We start from the raw sequence: 26,095 nt of genomic DNA on the forward strand, positions 1-26,095 counted from the left end.
CTATTCTTTGTCTTTGCTATCTTGATTATTTTCTGAAACATTTTTAGGCTCAGGTTCATCTGTAATGTCTGTAGCCATACCTTTTTTAAAACTTTTTATACCTTTGGCTACATCACCCATTAAGCTAGATATCTTGCCTCTACCAAATAAAAGTACAACAAGAATGACTACGATTGCTATTTGCCAAATTCCAATGCTCATAATATTTTATACCTCTTTTAAATTTATTTTTAAAGTAACTTTTTACTTTTCTTCATCTGGACTTAGTGTTCCACCTAACATCTCATCGATATTTTCATAAATATCCTCTTTTTTTTCAACTTGTTTCTCTTTGTAAAATTTACCAGTACCAAATATTGCATTATCAATATTTGAGCTATCAATAAGACCGGCAGATCCCAATTCGTCAACTGTAGGTAAATCAGACAATTTTTGAAGACTAAAATGACTTAAAAAATCATCAGTTGTTCCATACTGAATTGGTTTACCGGGTACATCTTTACGGCCTTGTGGTTTTACCCAATTTAGCTCCATTAAAATCTCAAGTGTGTTTGTTCCAAAAGCAACACCTCTTATTTCTTCTATTTCAGCTCTAGTAACAGGTTGGTGATAAACAATTATTGCTAATGTTTCAACTGCAGCTCTTGATAATTTTTTTTCTACAGTTTTTTCTTGAGACATAAGGTTCGATAAATTTTCAGAAGTTCTAAAAGACCATTTATTAGAAATACAAACTAGATTAATTCCTCTTAATGAATATTCTTTTTGTAATTTCTGTAATGATTTTAAAACATCAATTTTTTTTGAAATTTTAGATTCGATAGTGTCAATATCTAATGGTTCAGCAGCAGCAAAAATTATTGCCTCAACTTCTCTTTCGCCATCATTCATTTTTGATGGGAAAGTAACTATATTGTTATTTGTTTCTTTTTTTATTTTTGTCATTTTAATTCTTTAATATAAATATCATCAAATAAGTTTTCTTGCTTTATAGTCAGATTGCCCTCTTTAACCAGCTCTAAGGAACCAGCAAAAATTCCTGCTTTACCGGTTGTTTTAAATTTTGAGCCACTTTTAAATGAAGAAGGTATTAGTTCATTAATATTTCTCCAATCAATTAATTTACCAAAGAATTCTTTTATTCTTTTGATGCCATCTTCAGTGGTAAAAACTGGAAGTTTAGGAATATTCATCCTTTGAAAATCTTTGGTCATAATAATTGAGGAATAAGATTTTAAAAGTTCGTAAAGATTTAGTTTATATTCAGTACTATATATAGATCGTATATTTCCTTTAATTCCTCTAGTTCTTATTTCTCTACCAAGTCTTTTTCTTTGTAACATTTGGTCAGAAAGTAATCTAATCAATTCTAATTTTTTTAATTGTAATTTTAATTTTTCAGCAACTTCTAAAACTTTAAATTCTTCTTCTGGATTTCCTGGCAACAAAAGTTTTGATTTAAGATAAGTTAACCATGTAGCCATCAACAAGTATTCTGATGCAGATTCTAGATTTAGATTTTTTTCATTAGTAATATAATTGTGAAATTGATCAGCCAGTAATGTTATAGAAATATTCTCAAGATTAACTTTTTGAGCTTTTGCCAAATCTAATAACACATCAAGTGGGCCGTTATAATTATCAAGATCTACATTAAAGTTTTTAGAATCAGAATCGGCCATGACAAATATTAGCTTATAATCTTATAAAATTGTGATGTTTTTTTTTTAATAAACTTACTTATAACTGGTGAATATAGGGCTACATCATTCATTTCTTTTAAATTTCCATTACAATGAAGAACTAAATCACAACCTGCACTAAAAGATTTCTTTGTATTAATTGCTATAGAGCCTTTTAAACTTTTCATTGATATATCATCGGACATCAAAATATTTCTAAATTTAATTAGATTTCTTATTAATTTTATAATTTTCTTCGAATGTGTTGCGGTATTAACTTTGTCAATTTTTTTATAAATAAGATGTGCTGTCATTGCAAATAAACTGTTTTTATTTTTGAATGCCAAAAAGTCATGATTATTTAAATATCTTAATTCCTTATTGATTGTAGGAGTTTTTTTATGACTATCGACCTTTGCTAAACCATGTCCTGGTATATGCTTTATCACAGTGGCAATTTTATTATTATGAAACTCTTTAATACAAATATCTCCAATTTCTGAAACAATCTTTGCATTGTCTGAAAAGGCTCTGTCACCAATTATTGCACTTGATCCTTTGGATCTAACATCAAGGACTGGTAAAGTATTTATGTTAATTCCTACATTTTTTAATAATAAGACAGTTTTATTGATAAACTTTTTATATTCGATATAAAATTTTTTTTTATCTTTAAGATAAAGATTACCAAAAAATTCTCCAGTAAACTTATCTGCTTTAAAAAATTTTTTTAATCTATTAACTCTACCACCCTCTTGATCAATTAAAATAGGATATTTTTTATCATTGAATATTTTTCTAATTTGACCTGTTAATTTTTTTAATTGTTCAATATTTTTAATATTTCTTGAAAAAAGTATTATTCCCCAAGGCTTGTGTTTAATTAGAAATTTTTTTTCACTAGTCAATAATTTAGTAGATTTTAAACCAACTATGAAACTTTTACGATTATCCATCATTATTAATTAGTTCCCAAAACTTGTAATTCTTTTTATTTTTATCTATGGTTTTTTCAACATATTCAACAATATCAACAGTATCACTTTTAAGTATAATAAGATTGCGAGAATAATTTTCAGTTTTATCCTCAATATTTTTCAAAGATCGGTATGAATTTTTTTTATTTTCATTTGAAAAATAATATTTGAAAGATAGAAAAAAAAATAAAATTATAACAATCAAAAATAAAAGATATTTAAGTTCTTTTAACATTACATTTTTTGAGGAGTGTCTACTCCAACAATATCCATTCCAGATTTGATAACATTAGATATAACTTTTAAAAAAACTAATTTATCATTTGAAATTTTCTTTTGTTCGTTAATAAACCTTTTTGATTGATCCTCTTTGCCCATATTCCAATAAGAATGAAATTCTGATGATAGTTCGTAAAGATAAACTGGTATTCTGTGGGGTTCAAGTCTTAGACTTGCAGCTTCAATACACTTAGGCCATTCTGCTATTTTTTTTAATATCTTTATTTCATCACCCGTATATGCAAATTCGTAATCTTTTATATTCAAATCATTTTCTATATTAAGATTTACGTGTCTAAAGACAGATGATATTCTAGCATAACAGTATTGGACATAATAAAGTGGGTTATCTTTAGATTTTTCTTTAACTTTTGTAAAATCAAAATCTAACTCTACATCGCTACTTCTATTAAGCATAATAAATCTCGTGGCATCTTTACCAACTTCGGCTATCAAGTCTTCAACTGTTATATAGTCACCTTTTCTTTTTGACATTTTAAAAGGTTTTCCATCTTTAATTAATTTGACGAGTTGACTTACTTTACAAATCAATTTTTTTTTATCTCCTGATAGAGCTTCAACGACAGAAGTTATCCTTTTAATATAGCCAGCATGGTCAGCCCCTAATATATTAATAAGTGTATCGTAATTTCTATTTAATTTATTATCATGATAGGCAACATCACTAGCAAAGTAAGTCCACGATTTATCAGACTTTTGAAGTGCTCTATCTTTATCGTCACCAAAATCTGTTGATTTAAATAAAAGTTGCTCCCTTTCTACCCAGTTTTCATCATCTTCACCTTTGGGAGCCTTAATTTTTCCACTATAAACAAGCTTTTTTTCCTTTAATTTATCAATTGCTTTCTGAACTTCATTATTTAAGACAATATCAGTTTCACTTGTAAATCTATCGTGCACTATTCCAAGATTTGATAAATTATTTTTAATCAATTTTAAAGATTCTGAAACCGATAATAAAGTTAGTTCTTTTGAAACATTTTCAAATTTATCAAATTTTAAAACTTTATTAGATTTTATAATATTTTTAGCAATACCAACTAAGTAATCACCAGGATATAAATCAGAGTTTTCAATTGGGAATTTTTCATTAAAAAGTATTTCCCTAATTCTAAAAAAAACAGATTTTGTAAAATTTATGATTTGATTACCATAATCGTTAACATAATATTCTTTTGAAACATCATGCTTGTTAAAAATTAATATATTTGAAATAACATCTCCCAATATTGCACCTCTACAATGTCCAACATGAAGAGGGCCAGTGGGATTAGCTGAAACAAATTCTATAAGATATTTTTGTTTTTTTTCTTTATTATTGACACCGTAATCCTTGTGATTTTGATTAATACTTTTAATAAAATTATTCCAATATATTGTCTTAAATTTAATATTAATAAATCCTGGTTTTGCTGCAGAAATAGATTCTATTTTTTCATCTTCATTTTTAATTAATTCAATTAAAATATTTGCAATATCAATTGGAGATTTTTTATTAGCCTTAGAGAGCACCATGGCTACATTGGTTGATATATCGCAGTCAAAATTTGATGGTGGTATATCTACATTAATTCCATTTAAAGATTCAGGTAATTCTAAAGAACCATCTTTATTAAGCTTTTTAATCAAGATTATTATTTTATCCAAGTAGAGATCAAAAATGTTCATTAAATACCTTTATTTAAATTGATTGCATATCTATCTGTCATACCTGAGATAAAATCAGCTATTGCTCTATTTAGATCATTCTTTAATTGATCATCGTTTAAAAATTTTTTGGGCTTATTCTTAATTTTATAAAAGAGTTTATTAATAATTTTTTTTCCATGATTATTTTTTAATAATACTTTTTTATTGTTATACATTTTGCTTCTAAGGAAAAACCTAACTTCTTTTTCAATTTTAAGAAATTTACTTGAAAAACACACTATAGGATCATCTAAGTTATAAACATCTTTTAAAGATTTGACTTTATTATTTTTTAAATTATTTTTAGTATTCTTAATTAAATCTCTAACCATTAAATCAATTGAATCTCGTATTATTTGATATATCAAAATATCTTTATTGTTGTTTTTAATATTATTTTTGTGTGATTTATAAATATCTTTAAAAAAATTAATTTCAATCAAGTCGTTTAAATTAAACATTTTAGCTCTAATTCCATCTTGTATGTCATGATTATTATAAGCAATGTCATCTGAGATTGCTGATATTTGAGCTTCCAATGAACCAGAGTTAGTAAAGTTTATTTTATTCTTAAAACTTTTTAATCCAATCAACCTATTAACTGTGGAGAGATCATCAATTGCGCCATTGTGCTTTAATAATCCATCTAAAGTTTCTAATGTTAAGTTCAGGCCTTTAAATTTAAGGTATTTATGCTCAAGAAACATAACTATTCTTAAGGTTTGAAGATTGTGGTCAAAGCCTCCAAAGTTAACCATACATTCATTAAGAGCATCTTCTCCAGCGTGTCCGAACGGAGTATGCCCTAAGTCGTGAGCCAAACTTAAGGTTTCAGCTAGATCATCATTTAAACCTAAATGTTTAGCTATTGATCTTGCAATTTGCGCAACCTCAATTGAATGGGTAATTCTAGTTCTAAAATGATCCCATTCTGTGTTAACAAAAACTTGTGTTTTATGTTTTAACCTTCTGAATGAGGCACTGTGAATAATTCTATCTCTGTCTCTTTGAAATGGAGTTCTGTAAAGTGAATTAGCTTCTTTAAAAATACGACCTTTGCTTTTAGATAAAGCTAAATTTGAGTAATTATTCATACTTTAAATTTAATAAATTGATATTATATTAGTATTATCAGTGTTGTTATATGATTAAAGAAATTAAATTTACAGATAAAGCTATAAAACAGATTAATAATTTGTTGTCTCAAAAAGATCCAGGGTCATTTTTTAGAATCGCTATTAAAGGCGGTGGTTGTTCAGGTTTTCAATATGAGTTTACTTTTGACAAAAAATTAGAAGCTGACGACTTAAAACATGAAAATATTCTTATAGATAAAACTTCAGCAGACTTATTAAAAGGTTCAGAAGTGGACTTTGTTTCAGAACTAATTGGCGATCAATTCAAGATCACTAACCCACAAAGTAAATCTTCTTGCGGTTGTGGTGTTTCTTTCTCTATATAATGATTATTACATCTTGGAATGTTAATTCTGTTAGAGCAAGAATTGAAAATATTAAAGAATATCTTCAAAAATTTTCTCCAGATGTTGTTATGATGCAGGAAATTAAAACACAAGATGAGACTTTTCCCTATGATGATTTTTCAGCATTAGATTATGAGAGTCATGTATTTGGACAAAAAAGTTATAATGGTGTTGCTATTATATCCAAACACAAACTAGAAAATGTTAAAATAGATTTGATTAAAGATAAATTGAAACAATCTAGGATTATTTCAGCTGAACTAAAGCATAAAAAAAAAAATATTCAACTGATTAATATTTATACTCCAAATGGTAATCCTGTAGATACTGATAAATACACTTATAAAAAAAACTGGTTAGATAAATTAATTAAACAATTAAAAACTCTTTCAAAGAAAAATGAAAATATTATCTTAGCTGGAGATTTTAATATTCTTCCCTCAGCTGAAGATGCTTATAATATTAAAGGGTTTGAAGATGATGCTTTATACAGACTTGAGATACGAAAAAAATTTAGAGAAATGATTAATCTGGGTTTTCATGATGCCTACCGTCACATTCATGGTGAAAAGGAAGGCTATACTTATTGGGATTATATGAGAGGTGCTTGGCAGAAAAATAATGGATTAAGAATTGACCACTTCTTAGTATCAAATTCTTTATTAAATATAGTAAAAAATGTTAATATTAATAAAGACCCAAGAGGAAAAGAAAAACCCTCTGATCACACACCTATTGAAATTGAATTAGCTTAAAGATTTAATTTTATTAACGAGTTCTTCATTAATATTTCTTGGTCCTTTATTTAATCTATTTTTATGTCTTCTTTCTCCTGGAAGCCTAACACCCTCCATAGCTGACATTTTACTAAAAAATTCATCTGCGTGTTTATCCCAACCTTTACTAGAAATTTTATCTGGTGAGATTGCCATGATAAATTCACCACCACTTGGAGGACCACCATCGTTATTATCTTTAGCAGCAGTTTCAAAACTAAAATTTTCACCTATTAATGCTCCAGCTAATAATTCAACCATCATTGCAATACTAGATCCTTTATAGCCTCCAAAAGGAAGTATAACTCCACCATCAGCTATTTCTCCAGGATCGGTTGTTTCTTTACCCTCTTTAGTTAAACCCGTTCCAAGGGGAACTTTGTGCCCTTCTCTTTTTGCAATTTGAACTTCACCCATTGCCATTGAAGCAGTTGCCATATCATAGACAACAGGAGTTTTACCAGGTCTAGGCCAAGCAAAAGAAATTGGATTTGTCCCATATAAAGGTTTAGTAGCACCCGCTGGTGCAACAGCTGGCTTATAAGATGTGCAAGCAATACCAACAAGTCCAGCTTCAGCAATAGCTTCAGTTTCAGGCCAAAGGGCTGCCATGTGATGTGAATTTTTTATGGCAAGAACTGCTACACCATTTTTTTTTGCTAATTCAATAACTGCAGGTAATCCTAAACTTAAAACCATAGGAGCAACTGCATTGTTGCCTAGTACTTTAATAATACTTGGAGCAACATTTTCTAATTCGGGTCTTGCCTTACCATTAATCTTTTTACTTTTTAAGCCTGCTACATAAGCTGGTAATCTAAACAAACCATGAGAAACAGAACCATCTCTTTCAGCTCTCATAATAGTATCCGCTAGAATACTAGCATTTTCCTCATCACAACCATTAGCTAATAGTGTTTTTTTGGCTAGTTCTAAAATTTCTTTTAATGTTAAGGGAACTGTACTCATCCCAATATTAAATATTATTTATGCTTGCTTTTCAAATCTTTTTTTAGATCTTCATGATCACCAACAACATTATGGTATTGGCTTTTCGTTACATATTTTTCTAAAAAAGGTACCGCTAATAAAGGTAAGAAGCCTCCAAGAACAATTCCAAAGGCAGCACTTTTTAAATTTGGATCAAGTAATGCTGCTATAAAGTCTGCTATAATATGAGCTAAAACTATTCCAATTATTCCAGCAATTGCACCATTAGAAACTAATTTCAAAAAACGGTTTATGCTCCAACCTGAATAAAAACCAATTAATGGTATTAACGTATGAACAAAACCAAATACAAATCCTCTTAATATTCCATATTCCTCTATAAGTTCTTCTAAAAAGTGAAGAAATTCTGGTAATTCATGTGCGTGTTCCATTAGTTACATCTCCTACATTTTGTTGAGACTTCAAGCTGAAAATCACTGAAGTCATATTTTTTGATTGGGTTTTTTTTAAATATTGTTTCAAATAATTCTGATTTAAGCTCTTCTGTGTCTCCACAATCTCTACAAATAGCTATAGATGGATTATGCTTAACATGCTCATGACTACACAATACATAGGTCTTATTTTGATTAGATTTATGTATCTTATCTTCTTCAATTAGTTTTTTTAAAGATCTGTAAACAGCCATTGGCTGTATCTTTTTAAATTTTTGAAATTTATCTAATATTTCATAAGCCGTTAAATGCTTTTTAGATTTCTTAATTATATCAAAAACTATGTCGTGATTATTCATTTTGTTATGTTATAACATAACATTTTTTTATGTCAATACCCCAGTAATAAAGGTTTTTGTTTGTTCTATAATTGTAATAAATTCCTAACAAAACTTACATTTAAAGGAGACTATGCTTATAAAAAAATACCTAAAATGGATCAGCACTGCTTTAGTATTAACTGGAATATTATTAACTAACTTAAATATCTACCCTATTAACATCTACTTCCATGGTCTTGGAGTTATTGGTTGGACAATAGCTGGTTTTATATCAAAAGATAAAGCCATATTAACAAACTTTGGGTTACAGATACCATTATTTTTAATTGGAATTTATAAAATTATATTTTAGGATTAATTGAATAGAACAAGCTGTATCTTACATCTTTATGTAGCTGTATTAATATTATTAAGTACGACCATACACATCTTGAAACCTGACAATATCACCTTCTTTTAATATCGATCCAACTTGTGCTTCAATAATTTTAACAGGCTTTGTGCCTTTATTTTCAATTCTATGAATTGCTTCTAATGGAATGAATATATGATCATTTTTTTTTCTAAAAAAACTATCTTTATTAAGTGTAATTTTAGGCGTTCCTTGAGTTACAAACCAATGTTCTGATCGATGATGATGTTTTTGTAAACTTAAAACACCTTTAGGCTTAACAAATAGTTCTTTGATTAAAAAACCTTTACCTTCGAATAAATTAACGTACCTACCCCAAGGCCGGTAATAAACATTTTTTTTCTTATAATATTTATTCTTATTTTTATCATACATTTTTAAGATCTCTTTCCAGCTGCCAAGATCTGACCAAGGAATGTCTAATTTAATAGCATTAATTTGCTTGGTTTTTTCTAAAATTGCATAATCAAAAGATTTTGCTGTAGCTTTTTCAAATGAAGCTTTATTTAAGTAATAAGTGTTATCTTTAAGTTTAGCTTTTGAAACAGCATTAAGACAATTTTTATATATTGTAGGTTGGTATTTTTTAAAGTTATTTATTATTGAGTCTTTTCTTAAAAAAAACATACCAGAATTCCAATAACCTTTTTGTTTAATGACTTGTTTAGCTTTAGCTTCTTTAGGTTTTTCAATAAATTTTGTTACTTTATTAATATTTCCTTTAACTTTTTTTGTTAAAAAATAACCATATTCACTTGATGGTGATGTTGGTTTAATTCCAAAGATGAATATATTTTTGTCTGTTAAATTAGTTTTATTCTTATTGATAGCTTTATTAAAAATTCTTGCTTTTTCTATTAAGTGGTCTGCTGCAAAAAACATTAAGGGTTGTTCATTTGGAATATCTTTAATTAATGCTGATGTAAGAATTGCTGGTGCTGTATTTCTTTTTGCAGGTTCTAAAACAATTTTATATCTACTTATCTTGTGTTTTTTAAGGTGTTTTTTTACTTCTTTTAAATATTTAAGATTTGTACTTATGATCGGTGCAGCAAAATTTGAAGATTTAACTCTATCAAAAGTTTTTCCTAATAAAGTCCAATTACCAAAATCAATAAATTGTTTAGCCTGATGATTTTTAGAATTAGGCCAAAGTCTAGTTCCTGCTCCGCCACATAATATAACTGGTCTAATTTTCATTAAATATCAGCGTAAACTTTTACTTCTTTTCTTTTACCAGGATGTGTTGGTGCACCTAAATAAGCGGGACCTACTGTTTGAGCATATTTCCAAATAGTACCAGATCCAAAGCTTGATTTTTTTGCTTTCCACTTTTTATGTCTTGTGGCTAATTGTGATTTAGTTAATCTAACGTTAATAGTTCCTTTTTTAGCATCTATATCAATTACATCACCATTACGTAAAAGAGCTAAAGGACCGCCTAAGGCCGCCTCAGGGCCAACATGACCCACACAAAAGCCTCTTGTGGCACCTGAAAACCTTCCATCAGTAATTAAGGCAACCTTCTCACCCATACCTTGACCATAAATAGCACCCGTTGTTGAAAGCATTTCTCTCATACCAGGTCCCCCAACTGGTCCTTCATAACGAATGATAATTACATCACCTGCTTTATATTTTTTATTTTGCACACAAGCCATTGCAGCTTCTTCATTATCAAAACATCTAGCTTTTCCAGTGAATTGTAATTTCTTTAAACCAGCAATTTTAACAATTCCACCATCAGGGGCTAAGTTACCTTTAAGACCAACAACTCCTCCATCTGGTGATAAGGGATTGTCATATGCTCTTAGAACTTTTTGCTTAGGATTAAATTTAATATTTTTTAAATTTTGTTTCATCGTTTTTCCAGTAACAGTCATGCAATCACCATGAATAAAACCACCATCAAAAAGAGTTTTTAATAACATTGGAACTCCACCAGCTAACCACATATCTTTTGCAACATATTTTCCACCTGGTTTTAAGTCAGCAAGATAAGGAGTTTTTTTAAATATTTTAGCTACATCCATTAAATCAAACTTAATTCCAATTTCATTAGCAATAGCTGGTAAGTGTAAAGCAGCATTTGTCGATCCACCAGTAGCCGCAACTATTGTTGCAGCATTTTCTAAAGATTTTTTGGTAACAATATCTCTTGGACGAATATTTTTTTGTAATAAATTCATTACAGTCTTTCCACTCAATAATGCATACTTATCACGTTCTTCATATGGAGCAGGTGTTCCAGCTGAATAAGGTAATGCTAAACCAATAGCTTCAGAAACGCAGGCCATAGTATTTGCAGTAAATTGACCTCCACAAGCGCCAGCACTTGGACATGCAACCAATTCTAATTTTCTTAATTCTTTAGCAGTCATTTGCCCTGCTGAGTGTTTTCCAACCGCTTCAAATACGTCAACAACAGTTACATCTTTACCTTTGTATTGACCTGGAAGTATTGAACCACCATAAATAAATACACTTGGGACATTTAATCTAACCATTGCCATCATTAAAGCAGGTAAAGATTTATCACATCCTGCAATACCAACCAATGCATCATAACAATGACCACGTACAGTAAGTTCAGTTGAATCAGCAATTACTTCACGAGAAATTAAAGACGATTTCATTCCCTCATGACCCATCGCAATACCATCAGTTACTGTTATTGTACAAAATTCTCTAGGAGTACCACCTGAGGCTCTAACACCTTTTTTAACCGATTGAGCTTGTCTCATTAAAGCAATATTACAAGGAGCAGCTTCATTCCAAGTTGACACAACACCAACAAAAGGTTTTGCTACATCTTTTTCAGTTTCACCCATCGCATAGTAAAATGATCTATGTGGAGCTCTATCAGCACCTAATGAAGTATGTCTGCTTGGTAATTTCTTTTTATTAAATTTTGCCATTATATACCCTTTATAGTTATTGATATTCTCTCAACATCATTTTTTAAATTATTATAATTAGTTTTTTCTTGATCAACAATATCTTTTGGTGCTCTATCAACAAAGCTTTTATTAGCTAATCTTTCTGATATCTTATTCATTTCCTCTTGGTATTTATCTTGTCTTGTAGTTAAGTTTTTTTTGATTAATTTTAAATCAACATCTTCATCAAAATATACTTTAAACAGATCACCAGAAACCATCAATGTAGCCGCTGGTTTGTCTAAATCTTTATTATGTAAATTTCTAATGCGACCAAGTTTTTTAAGAATAATTTCATTATCAATAAAAAATGATTGCTCTTTTTTACTAACAGTTTCTATTGAAATATCTATAAATGACCCAGGGCTTACACTTAATTCATTTTTAAACGATCTTAATTCTGAGACTATACTTATAATCTTCTTTACTTGATTATTAGATGAATCACTTTCAAGCTCTCCAGAAGGCCAATTAGCTAACATTAAAAAGTCTTTACCCGAGTTATCAAATTTATTATTTAGCCAAATTTCTTCAGTCACGAACGGAATAAATGGATGTAATATTATTAATATTTGTCTAAACACATAAGCAGATACCTGTCTTACTTCATCTTTTGCTTTTTCATCTTCTGAAAATAGGATTGTTTTAGATAGTTCTAAATACCAATCACAATAAGAGTGCCAAGTGAATTGATAAGCATTTTTTGCAGCTTCATCGAACCTGTAATCTTTTAGATTTTTTTCAATTTTATTTTTAGTTTCTATAAGTTCAGAATAGATCCATTTATTAATATTAATTGATAAACTTGGTTTTTCATCAATTTTAGAAAAATCACAATTATTGGTAATTAAAAAATTATTTGCATTCCATAATTTATTTAAAAAATTTCTATAACCTTTAACTCTATCTTCAGAAAGTTTTACATCTGTTCCAGGTGATGCCATTGAAAGTAAAGTAAATCTTAAAGCATCTGCACTATATTTTTCAATCAAATCTAAAGGGTTAATTACATTTCCTTTAGATTTAGACATTTTCTGTCCTTTCTCATCTTTAACAAGGGCGTGAACATAAACATCTTTAAAAGGTTCTTTGTCTAGAAACTCCATTCCAAACATAATCATTCGAGCTACCCAGAAAAATATAATATCAAATCCTGTAACAAGTACTGATGTAGGGTAAAATTTATCAACATATTCTTTATCATCAGGCCACCCTAATGTAGCAAAGGGCCATAAGCCTGATGAAAACCAGGTATCTAATACATCTGGATCACGAATTAAATCTACTTCTTTATTGTAGAATTTTTTGGCTTCAGCTTTTGCTTCGTCTTCATTTATTGCAACGAAGATTTTTTTATCTGGCCCATACCATGCTGGTATTTGATGTCCCCACCAAAGTTGTCTTGAGATACACCATGGCTCAATATTGTTCATCCATTGAAAATAGGTTTTTGACCAATTAGCAGGAAAAAAATTAGTTTTTTTAGAGTTAACTATATCTTTAGCTTTAACTGATAATTTTTTTGCATCTACAAACCATTGTTCTGTTAAAAAAGGTTCAATTATCGAGTTAGATCTATCCCCATAGGGAACTTTATTCTTTATATTTTCTTCCTTAACAAAGAATTCTTTTTCTTTAAGTTCTTTTAAAATTCTTTTTCTAGCTTCAAATCTATCAAGGCCAATATATTCTTTGGGGGCATTATCATTAACTTTACCACCTTCAGTAAAAATATTTATGATTTCTAAATTATTTCTTTGTCCAACTTGATAGTCATTAAAATCATGAGCAGGTGTTATTTTTAAAGCACCAGTTCCCATTTCTGGATCAGCATAATCATCTTTGATGATTTTTATTTTTCTTCCAACAATTGGAACTGTTACAAACTTATCAACTAAATGTTTAAATCGATCATCTTTAGGATTTACCGCGATGGCTGTATCACCCAACATAGTTTCAGGTCTAGTTGTAGCTATAGTTATAAAATCACTAGAACCTTCAATTGGATATTGAATGTAATAAATTTTAGAATTAACTTCTCGTTGATCAACTTCTAAGTCAGATATTGCAGTTTTTAAAACTGTATCCCAATTAACTAGTTTTTTATCCTTATAGATTAAACCTTTTTTATGAAGCTCTACAAAAACTTTTAAAACTGATTTTGAAAGATTTTCATCCATTGTAAAAGCATTTCTCGACCAATCACAAGAGCAGCCTAATTTTTTTAGTTGATTTAAAATGATATCACCATGCTCTTCTTTCCATTCCCAAACCTTTTCTATAAATTTTTTCCTTCCAATTTGATTTTTATCAATACCTTCAGTGGTTAATTTTTTCTCAACTAAAGCCTGTGTAGCAATACCTGCGTGATCTGTTCCTGGTTGCCATAATGTTTCGTAATTATTCATACGGTGATATCTAACCAAAAGATCTTGAATTGAATTATTCAAAGCGTGCCCCATATGAAGGCTACCTGTTACATTGGGTGGAGGTATAGCCACTGAAAATTGTTTCTTATTTTTAATGGGTTTAAATAAATTATTTTTTTCCCAATAAGAATAAATCTTATCTTCAACATCTGTATGTATGTATTTGTCGTTACTCATGGTGATAATAAGTTTATAATTTAATAATATGATTTAACAATAATCATTTTGAAAGCTTATTTGGTAGACTAATTTTATATATTTAATATATAAAAGGCTCTCTATTTGTTTTAAATTGAGATGAAAAGGCATCGTGGCGGAATGGTTACGCAGAGGATTGCAAATCCTTGTATCCCAGTTCGATTCTGGGCGATGCCTCCAAAAAAAAATGTTGTTTTACTCTTAAAAAAAAGTAAGTTGTGTTTTTAATATTCCTCGGTAGCTCAGTTGGTAGAGCAGTTGACTGTTAATCAATTGGTCGCAGGTTCGAGTCCTGCCCGAGGAGCCAAAAAAATTACTTTCTTTATTATTGATAAATCTTATTAAAAAAGAACTTAAAATTATTAGTTTATTTATATGAAAATATTTAAATTTATTGGGGTCTTAAACTATGATTTATATTAGCCTACTTTTGAAACTCCAATATTTGAAATTTGTAAAGATTTACTAAATTTTAGTTTTTGATCGTTACTAAGTTCAGAATATAATTTAACTAAAAAATTATAATTTACATTCATGTGACCTTCTTGAGATCTTTCTAGATTTATTAAATATTCTGAAAAATCTTCAAAAAAATAATTTACTGGAACTTTTAAATAATTTGCTAATTGAAGAAGTCTTATTGAGCTAACTCCATTAGTTCCTTTTTCATATTTTTGAATTTGTTGAAAAGTAACATTAATTGCTTTTGCAACTTTTGTTTGCGTGAGACCTAAAGCTAATCTTCTTAGCTTTAATTTATTACCTAAATGTTTGTTAAAATTATCTTCCATTAAGACCCCTCTTAAAGTTTGTTTTTAAATTCATATTGAACTAATTTTTGACTATTATCGCAACACAAAAATTTATTTATTTTAGAAAATTAGGTACAAAAAAACAAAATGTGTCAAGAGTTTATGGGGTAAAATTTATAAGTAAAATTGTTGGGATATAAGCTTAAAAGACTTATAAAATTTGGCTTAAAAAAAGTTTAGTACGATCATTTTTGGGATTAGCAAAGAAGTCTTTTGTTGTGGCCTTTTCAACGATCATTCCCTCATCCATAAAAATCATTTGATCAGCTACCTCTTTAGCAAAGCCCATCTCATGAGTTACAACAATCATCGTCATACCTTGTTTTGCTAAATTAACCATAACATCTAATACTTCTTTAATCATTTCAGGATCTAATGCTGATGTAGGCTCATCAAATAACATAATTTTAGGTTCCATACAAAGTGCTCTTGCAATGGCAACTCTTTGTTGCTGTCCGCCTGATAATTGACCTGGAAACTTTTGGGCTTGATCTAAAATTTGTACTTTTTCAAGGTGTTCTAAAGCTAATTGTTCTGCATCTTTTTTTGGCATTTTCTTTACCCAAATTGGAGCTAACGTACAATTGTCTAAAATAGATAAATGAGGAAATAAATTAAATTGTTGGAAAACCATTCCAACTTCAGCTCTAACTTGTTCTATATTCTTTGTATCTTCTGAAATTTCAGTGCCATCAACAATGATTGATCCTTTTTGATGCTCTTCTAGTCTATTAATACATCTAATTAATGTAGATTTTCCAGATCCAGATGGTCCACACACAACAATTTTTTCTTTAGGTTTAACTTCAAGATTTATTTCTTTTAATACTTGAAAGTCCCCAAACCACTTGTTTACATTTTGAATTTGAATAATTGAATCTGACATAATTTATCTATCTGTTTTATATTTTAATTCTAATTTCTGGCTATATTTACTCATACTATAACAAATAATCCAGAATATTATTCCAGCAAATACGTATCCTTCCATCGAAAATCCTAGCCATTCGGGATTAGTTTTAGCTAAATTTAACATACCAACTACCTCTAAAAGACCTACTACAAAAATTAGTGGTGTATCTTTTACAAGTGCTAAGAATGTATTCGCAATTCCTGGAATTACTAATTTTAAAGCTTGTGGAAGGATAACAAAAATATGAAGTTTCCAGTAACCCATCCCAAGTGACTTAGCTGCATCATATTGGCCTCTTGGAAGAGCTTGTAGTCCTCCCCTTATAACTTCAGCTGTATAAGCCGCTTCAAATAAAGTAATTGCTACAACAACTCTAATTAGTTTATCTACATATGTTCCATCAGGTAAAAACATTGGAAACATTACAGCTGACATAAATAAAACTGTAATTAAAGGAACACCTCTCCAAAATTCAATGAATGAAAGAGATGAATATTTAACAACAGGTAAATCAGATCTTCTACCAAGAGCCAGCATCATGCCAATTGGAAAACAAAAAATTAATGAGAAAAAAGAAACTATAAAAGTTAAAGATAAGCCACCCCACGCACCTGTTTCAACCCACTCTAGTCCAAAAGAACCTCCTGAAATCAAATAGTAGATTAAGATAAAAGAAATAATTGGTAATATAAGGGTGTAATAAAGAGAAAGATAATTTCTAAATTTAGCAGGTACAAAAAATCCAGCTGCCATAAAGGCTAATACAGCAATAAATGTAATGTTAATTCTCCATTGTTCTGCATTAGGATACATTCCATACATAAATCTATTAAACCAAACTTTAATATAAACCCAACAAGCACCACCACCTGTACACGCTTCTTTAGTGTCACCAGAAATATTAGCATCAAAAATGAACCAATTTAATAATGGAGGAAGTGAAAATATTATAAGAAAAATAATACACAAACTTAAAGCTGCGTTAAAATTACTTGGGTTAATGTTTTTATTAAGGCTATCTAAAATTTTAATACCTGAAAATTCAATTCTAATAAAATGAAGACCAATTACCCCAAAGATTAAGGGAGTAAAAAAGTTAATAAACCTAGGTAAGAAAGAGGTAATATTTGTACCAAAGAAATTATTTAAACAAAAATCAAAAATACCTAAGAAAAAAAATAAAATTCCAATAATAAGAGAAGTATTTCTATTTATTTGAATTTTAGCTTTTGGTAAATCAAGATTTTTTGAATTCATTATTTTTCCTTTATCGCTATTCTTTGGTTGTACCAATTCATTAGTAATGAAATTGCTATACTAATAGTTAAATATGTGGCCATTGTAATACCAACAATTTCAATTGCTTTTCCTGTTTGCATCATAGCAGTACCCGCAAAAACTAAAACTAGATCTGGATAAGCAATTGCTGCTGCTAAAGAAGAGTTTTTGGTTAAATTTAAATATTGATTAGTAGTAGGTGGTATAATTATTCTTAACGCTTGAGGCATAATTACTAATTTCAAAACTTGGCTTGGTGTTAAACCAATTGATGCAGCAGCTTCTTTTTGCCCTTTGCCAATACCTTGAATACCTGCTCTTACATTTTCTGCAATAAAAGTTGCCGTATAGAGAGTTAAGGCTAAAGTTAACGCAATTAGTTCAGGTGGTATACCCATACCCCCATCAAATGTGTAAGAAGATTGTGACATTTTTCTTAATTCTGGAAAGCTAAAAGATAAATCAACACCACCTACTAAAAATGTTAACAGTGGTAGACCTATAAAAATAGCTAATGAGACAATTAATACAGGCAACTGTTTTCCCTCTTGTTCTTGTTTCTTTTTTGCAAATTTGACAAAAAAGAAAATTAAAATCATTGCAGCAATTAACGTTGTAAAAAAAATATCGAAATTTGTCCAAATTGGAGCTGGTGTATAAAGTCCCTTTATGGTCATAAAAGATGAACCTAATAATAATGTAGCATCTTGAGGCATTGGCAGAGCTCTTAGGGCTGCAAAATACCAAAAGAAAATCTGTAATAATAATGGAACATTTCTAAAGAATTCTATGTAAAAAGAAGCAGTTTTTCTAATCAAATAATTTGGGGATAATCTTGCAACACCAACAATAAGACCCAATAATGTAGCTAAAATAATTCCAATGAAAGCTACTAAGAGTGTATTTAATAATCCAACAAGATATGCTCTTGCATAAGAGTGTGACCCATCATAATCAATTAAAGAAAATTGTATATCAAATGATGCCTCTTGGGTTAAAAAACCAAAACCAAACTGAATACCTCTTGTATCCATGTTCTCTTGAGCATTCATGGTAAAGAAACCAAATATTAAAACTATAAATAATAATGTTAATAGTTGAGGTAAGATTTTTTTTAATTTCATGTGATGAGTATTATAAAAAAAGGGCTAGATAAATCTAGCCCTTTTTATGTTTTGTTAGATAATAATTATCTTGCTGGTGGTACGTATAGTAGTCCACCTTTAGTCCAAATTTGGTTTGGACCTCTGTCAGGTAAAATACCAGTATCAGCGATATTTCTCTTGTAGCTTTCTCCATAATTACCAACTTGTTTGATAATTCTTAAGCTCCAATCGTTATCTAAACCAAATGCTGCACCTAATTCACCTTCAGAACCAACAAGTCTTTTGATTTGTGGGTTTTCAGAAGTTTTCATCATGTCAGCGTTTGCAGAGTTAATACCGTACTCTTCAGCTTCGATCATTACGTTTAGTGACCATCTTACGATGTCTTCCCAAACTGCATCACCTTGACGTACAACAGGTCCTAGAGGCTCTTTAGAAATAGTCTCTGGTAACACTACGTGATCATCAGGGTTAGTCATTTTTGTTCTTTGTGCTGCTAGACCAGATTTGTCAGTTGTGTAAGTATCACATCTGCCTGAGTCATAAGCTGCAACAACTTCATCAGCTTTTTCGAAAGCAACTGGCTCATAAGAAATTCCTTTTGAATTAAAGAAGTCTCTCATGTTTAGTTCAGTTGTAGTACCAATGTTAGTACATGCTGAAATTCCATTTTTGAATTGGCTCGTAGAAGTAATTCCTGAGTCTTTTCTTACCATGAAACCTTGGCCATCGTAGAAGTTAACTCCAACGAAAGTTAAACCAATGTCAGCATCTCTAGAAAGTGTCCAAGTTGTGTTTCTTGATAAGATATCAATCTCACCAGAAGTTAGAGCTGTGAATCTTTCTTTAGCACTTAGTGGAGTGAACTTAACTTTGTTCGCATCACCTAATACTGCAGCAGCAACCGCTCTACATACATCAACGTCAACACCAGTCCAATTTCCAGCAGCGTCAGCATTTGAGAATCCAGGTAGACCTTGAGATACACCACATCTTACGAAACCTTTTTTCTGAGTGTTCTTAAGAGTTTTTGACTTCTTAGCGGCCATTGTTTCTGTTGTAAAAGTAAACAGAACTGCAACCATAGCAACTAGAGAAGTTAATTGTTTTACGTATTTAAACATATTTTATTCCTCTGTTTTATTTATTTATTTGTTAACAAATAATTCAAAATGATTTGAATTAAGTTAGATGTTTAACATTTTATATCTACCATCAAAATAAAAATTTAGTCTTTAGAATTGTTCTAACTATATGTAGTGCTCCATTAAAAACAATGTGTTACATATAGTGATGGTGCGCTCTGGTGGACTCGAACCACCGACCCTCGGTTTAGAAAACCGATGCTCTATCCAGCTGAGCTAAGAGCGCAAATTAATATTAGTATATTTATAGTACGAATTTAATTTTTAAAAAGAAATTTTTTACAAATAATTAATAAAGTTAGAAGCTCTAGTCTACCAATAATCATAAATAAAATTAGATAATACTTAGTGATAAAATGTAGATCATAAAAACTAAAATCAGCCAACCCAAACATTGAGGAGTTTACTGTATTCATTATGGTTAATATTGAGAGTTTAAAAGAGCTTTCAAAATCAATTCCGCTTAAAGTTAATAAAAAGGTTAAAATTAATAAAGAAATTATAAAAACTATTACAGATAAAAAATATTTATAAATTTCATCTAATTTGAATGTATCTTTTGAAAACAAGTGTTTATTTATGTAAATATTTTTAGGTCTACTGTAAGAAAGAATTTCGTTAATTGAATATTTAAATAAAGAATAGATTTTTAAAAACCTGATACCAGAACTTGTCGAAAAAAAAGATCCTCCAATAATAACAAGTATTAGAAAAACAAAAGATAAATTACTAGAAGAATTATTAAGAGAAAAACCTACATTAGAAATACTACTTGTTAAGGATAAAAATAACTCACTAAAATTATTTTCAAAATTTAAAAATACAAAAAAAATAATCAACAAAAATAAGAAATAAAACAACAAATGAATATCTTCATTAAAGAAATTAAGATTATGGTTTTTTGTAAAGATTAAATTGTAAATTAAAAAAATACTAAAAAAAGAAGATAGTAATAAAATTGATATAATTATAACTTGAGAATTATTGACCAATAAATTAGACAAATTATTAGATGGTAAAAAACCACCTGATGAAATTATGGTCATTGCTAAATTTAGAGAATTAAATAACCTAATATCAAATAAACTTAAAATTATAAAAATTGAAAGTGTAATTAATGAATAAAATAAAAAAATTTTGAATGCTTGTTTGAATGTTTCAGATTTATTAAAAGATAAAAAATTAGTTAAAGATTTTTTAAAACTATGATCAAAAATATCAATTAAAAGTATTATAGAAAATAAAAAATAAAGACCCCCTATCCATTGAGATGCAGATCTCCATAATATTAAGCTTTGATCAATATGATTAATATTGTCAAAAATAGTAAAACCTGTTGAGGTGAATCCAGAAATTGACTCGAAGAAAGCGTTAACAAAAGTTAAATTATAAATACTAAAATAAAAAGGTATAGAAATAACTAGTGGTAATAAAAAATAACCAAGAAGTATTGTTAATATTTTATCATATATAGTTATTTTTTTTTCATCATTATTTTTTGAATAATAAAATAATATTGTTAAAAGAATAGAGACTATAAATGTAAATATATAAGTATTTAGATTTAGATAGAGGTTTAGATAGTAAGAGTAAGTGATATTAAAAAAAGCTAAAATTGAAACTATTCCAAAAAAAACACTCAAGTAAATGAGTTTAAAGTATTTCATTAAATTAAATAGAGCTTATACGAAACATGTTTTCTACAACATGTAAGAAATCTTTATTAGCCAAAAGAACAACAATATCCTCTTTTTTAAATACAAAATTTGATCTAGGAATAATTACTTCTTCACCTCTTAAAACTGCACCTATTCTTATTTCATCTGGTAAGTTAGAATTTTTTAACTCTTTATTTACTAACTCTGAAGTTTCAATAATTTCAGCTTCAATAATCTCATATTCACCATTCAAAATACTATAAGCATTTTCAATAGTGCCTTTATGAATATGTTTTAAGATACTTGATACAGTATTCATTCTAGGATCAATAAAATCATCAATTTTTAAAGAAGATTGTAAAAGAGAATAATTAGGCTTGTTAATTAATGCCATAGTTCTTTTGTCACTTAATTCATCATTGTCTTTAGCAAATTTTTCAACCAATACACTTATCATTAAATTATCTTCGTCGTCATTTGTCAGAGCCAAAACAGTTTGAACCTCTTCTAAATTTGCCTCCAATAAAACTTCTTCATCTAAAGCATCTCCATTTATAACAATTGTGTTATTTAATTGGCTTGCAATAAGTTCTGCTCTTTCCTTATCTTTTTCTATTATCTTAACTCTTGCAGAATCAAAGCTTTCTTCTAAATTTTTTGCTAAGTTAAATCCTATATTTCCTCCTCCAATTATCAAAATTTTATTAGAAATTTTTTCTGTATGACCAAAGGCTGCTAAAGTTTCATTCATTTGTGAGGCATTAATTACAACATAAGCTTTGTCTTCTTTAAGCATTACATCCGTTTTTTTTAATAAAACAAATTTTTCATCTCTAATTACTCCCATTATATTAGAATTAAGTTTTGGAAATTTTTTTGTAAGTTCATTAAGTTTGATATCTTTTATTGGACAATTTTCATCTATCAAAATCTCAAGCAATCTAATTTTATTATTAGCAAAAGGAACATTATCTAGTGAACCAGGGGCTTCTAGTTTTCTTTGAAGTGACTTTGCTATCTCAATCTCAGGTGAGATAATAACATCTATTGGTAAATTTTCTTTATTATAAACTTTTGTAAATTTTGGATTTAAATAATCTTGTGATCTGATCCTTGCTATTTTTTTTGGAACATTAAATATTGAAAATGCAATTTGACATATCAACATGTTAATTTCATCATTACGAGTTACTGCGATAATCATATCAGCTTCAGTTGCGTTTGCCTTTTCTAAAATTGATGGATAAGTAGCTTTACCCACAATTGACTTTACATCCAGTGTGTCATCAATCTTTTGTATATCTTCACTTGATTGATCAATTATAGTTATTGAGTGACCTTGCTCACTTAAAATTTTTGCGATAGTAAAGCCCACTCTACCAGCTCCACAAATTATAATATTCATTTAGTTTAATTCCTTGATCCCTAAACCTTTAAGCTTTCTATGTAAGGCAGATCTTTCCATTCCAATAAAATCAGCAGTTTTTGATATATTGCCATTAAATTTTTTTAATTGTGTAGTTAAATACTCTTTTTCAAAATTTTCTCTAGCTTCTTTTAATGGTATAGATAAAGAGTTTTCTGATGGTATATTCTTAATATCAGGTGTTTTTAGGGATTCTTTAATAATATTTGAAATTTTGTCATTATTATCAGGCGAAAGTATTGCTATTCTCTCTATTAAGTTTCTTAATTCTCTAACATTTCCTGGCCAATCATAATTGAGTAAATATTTATTATTTGTATCAATACTTAGTTTTTTTAAATTATAGTTTGTTGAAATTTTTTCAGAAAAATATTCAACTAACAAAGGTATATCTGAAACCCTGTCTTTTAAAGGGTCGATGTTAATTTCAAATACATTAAGTCGATGATATAAGTCCTCTCTAAAATTACCATTTTCTATTTCTTTTTTTATATCTTTACTGGATGAGCATATAATTCTTACATCAACATTAATATCATGACTACCATTAATTCTTCTAAATTTTTGATCTATTAAAACTCTTAAAACTTTAGATTGAGTATCAAGTGGGATTTCAGAAATTTCATCTATTAAAAGTATACCCTTTGTTGATTTCTCTAAAGCACCATAAGTTATGGAGCCATTATCTTTTTCTTCGCCAAATAATTCTAATTCATATTTTTTAATATCAAGCAATGCGCCATTCAAAATAACAAAAGGACCCTTCTGTCTTTTGGATTCTTTATGTATTTTTCTTGCTATCAATTCTTTACCTGATCCAGTAGGTCCATTGATAAAAATTCTACTTTCAGAAACTGATATTTTATCTATTTGATCTTTTATTTTTTTAAAATTGTCACTATCACCAATTAGTTCATAAGAATAAAAAAGTTTACTTTCAAATTCTTTATTCTTATTTTTAAGATTTAAGTTTTCAACAGCTCTATTAATAAAATTTAATAATCTCTCCTGATTAAAGGGCTTTTCAATAAATTCGAAAGCACCAGCTTTTAAAGCCTTGATTGCCATTTCAACATTCGCATGACCTGTAATTATTATAACTGGAATATTTTTATCCTTAGTTTTGATGTGTGATAATAGCTCTAAACCATCATTGTCACTTTTATCTAACTTAACATCTATTATTGCAACATCTGGGAGTTTTTTATCAATCTCATTTAATGCTTGATTATAGTTTGCAGCTAATCTTGTTTTGTAACCAGCTTCAATTATTAGATCATTAATAATGTTTCTAATATCTGCATTATCATCAATAATTAATATTTCAGTACTCATTATTTTGTAAATGTAATTTCAATTTTTGCACCTTTTTCAAGTGATATAAAATTTATTTTACCATTATGATCATTTATTATTTTATTAACAATAGACAAACCTAAGCCCGTACCTTTTTTTTTGGTTGTAAAATAAGGATTTAGAATGTCTTTTATATTGTTTTTAAATATTCCAAATCCTAATCCATTATCGATAATAATGAAGTTAATTATTTCCTCATTCTCATTTATAGAAATATCGATTTTTCCATTAAAATTAACATTATCAATTTTCTTATCCTGTATACTTTCAATAGAATTTTTAATTAAATTGAAGAAAACTCTGCTTAATTGTTCACTATCAGAGTTTAAAAGAATTTTAGATTTACTTGATTTAAAATCAATTATGATTTCATTATCTAATTCATTTATTAATTTAACATTATCTTTTATCAAAGAAACTAAGTTGTTATTTTTGAGAATTGGTTTTGGCATTCTTGCAAAATCTGAAAATTCATTAACTAAATTTTCAATTTGTTTAATTTGCTTTCCAATAATCAATAAACTTTTGGAAAAATCTTCTTTTTCATGATCTGCTATTTTTTCAGAATATTTATTTTTTAATTTATCGATAGTTAATTGAATAGGTGTGAGTGGATTTTTAATTTCATGAGCTAATTTTCTAGCTAAATTTTCCCAAGCTTCGTGTCTTTCTTTTATTATAATTTTTTCTTGTTGTGATTTTAATTTATCTATCATTAAATTAAAATTTTGATTTAAAATCTCCATGTCTTTATCAGTTTTAATTTCTGGTACTTTAATATCTAGATTACCTTTTCCAATATTGGAGGATGCAATAATTAAATTATTAATAGACCTAAAAAATCTTGATGAAAATCTTATAGCTATTGATATGGATAAAAATAATAATAGTGAAACTATAACTAGATAAATAAATACAAATGATATCTTAATCCCAGTTTGTTTATTTAAAACTGTGTAGTAAAAATTAAGAGCTTCTTGAGATTCTAATAAATATTGAGAAATTTTTTTATCTAAATACTTTACTATATATAAATACTTACCTTCAAAATTTTCAAGCTTTATAATGGATGCTGTTTGATTTTTATAAGCATTAATAATTTTAAGTGGTCTTTTATCGCTTTGGACCATTTCTAAAGCATCACTTAAAGGAGGTGTATATAAAGTAGTATCTTCTAAAGTTGATAAATATAAATTTCCATTACCTTCAATAATATGAACTTCGTCCATACCTCTAATTAGTTTTTGAGTTTTTAGAAAACTTTTAAATTGATTAATATTTGTATTTAAAAAATTGATACTTTTGTTTAAATCAAATGCTATTAAAATTATTTCTGATTGTGTTTTTGTTCTAACTTCCTCAGTATAGCTTTTTGCAATTTCATAAGAATTATTAACAGCTGTTGTAATTTTTTTATCCAAATATTTATCAAGAGCAAATGAAAGGAGAAATAATGAAAATAAAGAAATTAAAATCGAAGGAATTAAAGTAAATAATGCAAAGAATGTTATGTATTTTCTATTGGCCTTAGAGCCGCTTACATCAACATCTATCTTTAAAGAATTTCTTACTTCTGAAAATATCATAAAAAAAAGAAGTATTAACAATGCAGTATTTACAATTAATAATAGTTGGAGATTGTCATCAGATAATTTTAAAAAACTTTTATCAATAAACGTTAAAAAAGTTATAAAACCTATGAATAAAGTAATTAAAAATACTAGAATGATGAATATATTTTTTTTAATAAAATCAATCATTTTGAACAAAATAATGTGTTATATATTTTT

At 28.3% G+C, this 26,095-nt stretch carries 25 protein-coding genes and 3 tRNA genes; 5 read left to right on the forward strand and 23 right to left on the reverse strand.

Annotated elements, in window-relative coordinates; translation table 11 throughout:
- The 7 genes from tatA to AC5SLT_RS03295 are packed head-to-tail and all read right to left on the reverse strand — an operon-like array spanning nt 1 to nt 5,742.
- On the reverse strand, nt 1-201 hold the full coding sequence (gene tatA, locus AC5SLT_RS03265; RefSeq protein ID WP_006996943.1) for a twin-arginine translocase TatA/TatE family subunit: 201 nt from the start codon (nt 199-201) through the stop codon (nt 1-3).
- A 42-nt stretch (nt 202-243) separates the two neighbouring features.
- On the reverse strand, nt 244-945 hold the full coding sequence (gene scpB / locus AC5SLT_RS03270; RefSeq protein ID WP_011282077.1) for an SMC-Scp complex subunit ScpB: 702 nt from the start codon (nt 943-945) through the stop codon (nt 244-246).
- Entirely contained in the window at nt 942-1,682 is a 741-nt protein-coding gene (locus tag AC5SLT_RS03275) for a segregation and condensation protein A (RefSeq protein WP_011282076.1), read from the reverse strand. Before AC5SLT_RS03275 ends, scpB begins: the two co-directional genes overlap by 4 nt.
- Before the next feature lie 8 nt (nt 1,683-1,690).
- Nucleotides 1,691-2,641 carry a glycoside hydrolase family 3 N-terminal domain-containing protein gene (locus AC5SLT_RS03280; RefSeq protein WP_011282075.1) on the reverse strand — a complete coding sequence of 317 codons (951 nt, stop codon included), beginning with the start codon at nt 2,639-2,641 and terminating at the stop codon, nt 1,691-1,693.
- Complete coding sequence (locus AC5SLT_RS03285) at nt 2,631-2,894, reverse strand: hypothetical protein (RefSeq protein ID WP_011282074.1); 264 nt, start codon at nt 2,892-2,894, stop codon at nt 2,631-2,633. The genes AC5SLT_RS03280 and AC5SLT_RS03285 overlap by 11 nt, the downstream gene beginning before the upstream one ends.
- On the reverse strand, nt 2,894-4,627 hold the full coding sequence (gene argS, locus AC5SLT_RS03290) for an arginine--tRNA ligase (protein ID WP_027306942.1): 1,734 nt from the start codon (nt 4,625-4,627) through the stop codon (nt 2,894-2,896). The genes AC5SLT_RS03285 and argS overlap by 1 nt, the downstream gene beginning before the upstream one ends.
- Entirely contained in the window at nt 4,627-5,742 is a 1,116-nt protein-coding gene (locus tag AC5SLT_RS03295; RefSeq protein ID WP_494592529.1) for a deoxyguanosinetriphosphate triphosphohydrolase, read from the reverse strand. The genes argS and AC5SLT_RS03295 overlap by 1 nt, the downstream gene beginning before the upstream one ends.
- 50 nt (nt 5,743-5,792) lie before the next feature.
- On the opposite strand from AC5SLT_RS03295, the gene AC5SLT_RS03300 reads away from it, so the two are divergent.
- Both AC5SLT_RS03300 and xth read left to right on the forward strand, forming a co-directional pair.
- Nucleotides 5,793-6,110 (forward strand): HesB/IscA family protein, encoded by a 318-nt coding sequence (locus AC5SLT_RS03300; RefSeq protein WP_006996950.1) that lies wholly within the window; start codon nt 5,793-5,795, stop codon nt 6,108-6,110.
- Entirely contained in the window at nt 6,110-6,886 is a 777-nt protein-coding gene (xth, locus tag AC5SLT_RS03305) for an exodeoxyribonuclease III (protein ID WP_020169398.1), read from the forward strand. The genes AC5SLT_RS03300 and xth overlap by 1 nt, the downstream gene beginning before the upstream one ends.
- Here the strand turns inward: xth and AC5SLT_RS03310 are convergent.
- From AC5SLT_RS03310 to AC5SLT_RS03320, 3 genes are read right to left on the reverse strand one after another with little or no spacing between them, the layout of a single operon-like run.
- On the reverse strand, nt 6,878-7,876 hold the full coding sequence (locus AC5SLT_RS03310) for an Ldh family oxidoreductase (protein ID WP_020169397.1): 999 nt from the start codon (nt 7,874-7,876) through the stop codon (nt 6,878-6,880). The genes xth and AC5SLT_RS03310 overlap by 9 nt on opposite strands.
- Nucleotides 7,877-7,890: 14 nt before the next feature.
- Nucleotides 7,891-8,289 (reverse strand): hypothetical protein, encoded by a 399-nt coding sequence (locus AC5SLT_RS03315; protein ID WP_006996953.1) that lies wholly within the window; start codon nt 8,287-8,289, stop codon nt 7,891-7,893.
- Nucleotides 8,289-8,651: a Fur family transcriptional regulator gene (locus AC5SLT_RS03320; protein ID WP_006996954.1), complete on the reverse strand. Its 363-nt coding sequence runs from the start codon at nt 8,649-8,651 to the stop codon at nt 8,289-8,291. The genes AC5SLT_RS03315 and AC5SLT_RS03320 overlap by 1 nt, the downstream gene beginning before the upstream one ends.
- Nucleotides 8,652-8,763: 112 nt before the next feature.
- Here AC5SLT_RS03320 and AC5SLT_RS03325 point away from each other — a divergent pair, with 112 nt between their 5' ends.
- Nucleotides 8,764-8,985 carry a DUF6552 family protein gene (locus tag AC5SLT_RS03325; RefSeq protein ID WP_006996955.1) on the forward strand — a complete coding sequence of 74 codons (222 nt, stop codon included), beginning with the start codon at nt 8,764-8,766 and terminating at the stop codon, nt 8,983-8,985.
- Nucleotides 8,986-9,042: 57 nt separating this feature from the next.
- Here the strand turns inward: AC5SLT_RS03325 and AC5SLT_RS03330 are convergent, their stop codons facing one another.
- Genes AC5SLT_RS03330 through AC5SLT_RS03340 form a run of 3 tightly spaced genes read right to left on the reverse strand, consistent with a single transcriptional unit; the run spans nt 9,043 to nt 14,590 of the window.
- Nucleotides 9,043-10,245, reverse strand: coding sequence for a sugar phosphate nucleotidyltransferase (locus AC5SLT_RS03330; protein ID WP_494592531.1), 1,203 nt, complete (start codon nt 10,243-10,245; stop codon nt 9,043-9,045).
- Complete coding sequence (ilvD, locus tag AC5SLT_RS03335; RefSeq protein WP_027306939.1) at nt 10,245-11,963, reverse strand: dihydroxy-acid dehydratase; 1,719 nt, start codon at nt 11,961-11,963, stop codon at nt 10,245-10,247. The genes AC5SLT_RS03330 and ilvD overlap by 1 nt, the downstream gene beginning before the upstream one ends.
- Nucleotides 11,963-14,590: a valine--tRNA ligase gene (locus tag AC5SLT_RS03340; RefSeq protein WP_027306938.1), complete on the reverse strand. Its 2,628-nt coding sequence runs from the start codon at nt 14,588-14,590 to the stop codon at nt 11,963-11,965. The genes ilvD and AC5SLT_RS03340 overlap by 1 nt, the downstream gene beginning before the upstream one ends.
- 127 nt (nt 14,591-14,717) lie before the next feature.
- Here AC5SLT_RS03340 and AC5SLT_RS03345 point away from each other — a divergent pair.
- Nucleotides 14,718-14,791, forward strand: a tRNA-Cys gene (locus AC5SLT_RS03345).
- Between the two features lie 51 nt (nt 14,792-14,842).
- A tRNA-Asn gene (locus tag AC5SLT_RS03350) sits at nt 14,843-14,918 on the forward strand.
- A 112-nt stretch (nt 14,919-15,030) separates the two neighbouring features.
- Here AC5SLT_RS03350 and AC5SLT_RS03355 read toward each other — a convergent pair.
- From AC5SLT_RS03355 to AC5SLT_RS03400, 10 genes are all read right to left on the reverse strand, one after another.
- Entirely contained in the window at nt 15,031-15,402 is a 372-nt protein-coding gene (locus tag AC5SLT_RS03355) for a helix-turn-helix domain-containing protein (RefSeq protein ID WP_018414103.1), read from the reverse strand.
- Between the two features lie 172 nt (nt 15,403-15,574).
- The gene (locus AC5SLT_RS03360; protein ID WP_020169391.1) at nt 15,575-16,309 is read right to left on the reverse strand and encodes an amino acid ABC transporter ATP-binding protein; all 735 of its coding nucleotides are present in this window, start codon (nt 16,307-16,309) and stop codon (nt 15,575-15,577) included.
- A 3-nt stretch (nt 16,310-16,312) separates the two neighbouring features.
- Nucleotides 16,313-17,593: an amino acid ABC transporter permease gene (locus AC5SLT_RS03365; protein WP_018414101.1), complete on the reverse strand. Its 1,281-nt coding sequence runs from the start codon at nt 17,591-17,593 to the stop codon at nt 16,313-16,315.
- Complete coding sequence (locus tag AC5SLT_RS03370; protein WP_006996964.1) at nt 17,593-18,738, reverse strand: amino acid ABC transporter permease; 1,146 nt, start codon at nt 18,736-18,738, stop codon at nt 17,593-17,595. Before AC5SLT_RS03370 ends, AC5SLT_RS03365 begins: the two co-directional genes overlap by 1 nt.
- 65 nt (nt 18,739-18,803) lie before the next feature.
- Nucleotides 18,804-19,844, reverse strand: coding sequence for an amino acid ABC transporter substrate-binding protein (locus AC5SLT_RS03375; protein WP_011282064.1), 1,041 nt, complete (start codon nt 19,842-19,844; stop codon nt 18,804-18,806).
- 170 nt (nt 19,845-20,014) lie between these two features.
- A tRNA-Arg gene (locus tag AC5SLT_RS03380) sits at nt 20,015-20,091 on the reverse strand.
- 31 nt (nt 20,092-20,122) lie between these two features.
- On the reverse strand, nt 20,123-21,532 hold the full coding sequence (locus AC5SLT_RS03385; protein ID WP_027306936.1) for a TrkH family potassium uptake protein: 1,410 nt from the start codon (nt 21,530-21,532) through the stop codon (nt 20,123-20,125).
- A 4-nt stretch (nt 21,533-21,536) separates the two neighbouring features.
- The gene (gene trkA, locus AC5SLT_RS03390) at nt 21,537-22,928 is read right to left on the reverse strand and encodes a Trk system potassium transporter TrkA (protein WP_011282062.1); all 1,392 of its coding nucleotides are present in this window, start codon (nt 22,926-22,928) and stop codon (nt 21,537-21,539) included.
- The gene (locus AC5SLT_RS03395) at nt 22,929-24,284 is read right to left on the reverse strand and encodes a sigma-54-dependent transcriptional regulator (RefSeq protein ID WP_494592534.1); all 1,356 of its coding nucleotides are present in this window, start codon (nt 24,282-24,284) and stop codon (nt 22,929-22,931) included.
- Nucleotides 24,284-26,065, reverse strand: a complete 1,782-nt coding sequence (locus AC5SLT_RS03400) for a sensor histidine kinase (RefSeq protein WP_494592536.1) — start codon at nt 26,063-26,065, stop codon at nt 24,284-24,286. Before AC5SLT_RS03400 ends, AC5SLT_RS03395 begins: the two co-directional genes overlap by 1 nt.
- Nucleotides 26,066-26,095 lie beyond the last annotated feature (30 nt).

The organism is Candidatus Pelagibacter sp. PS_11 (genome assembly GCF_059417975.1).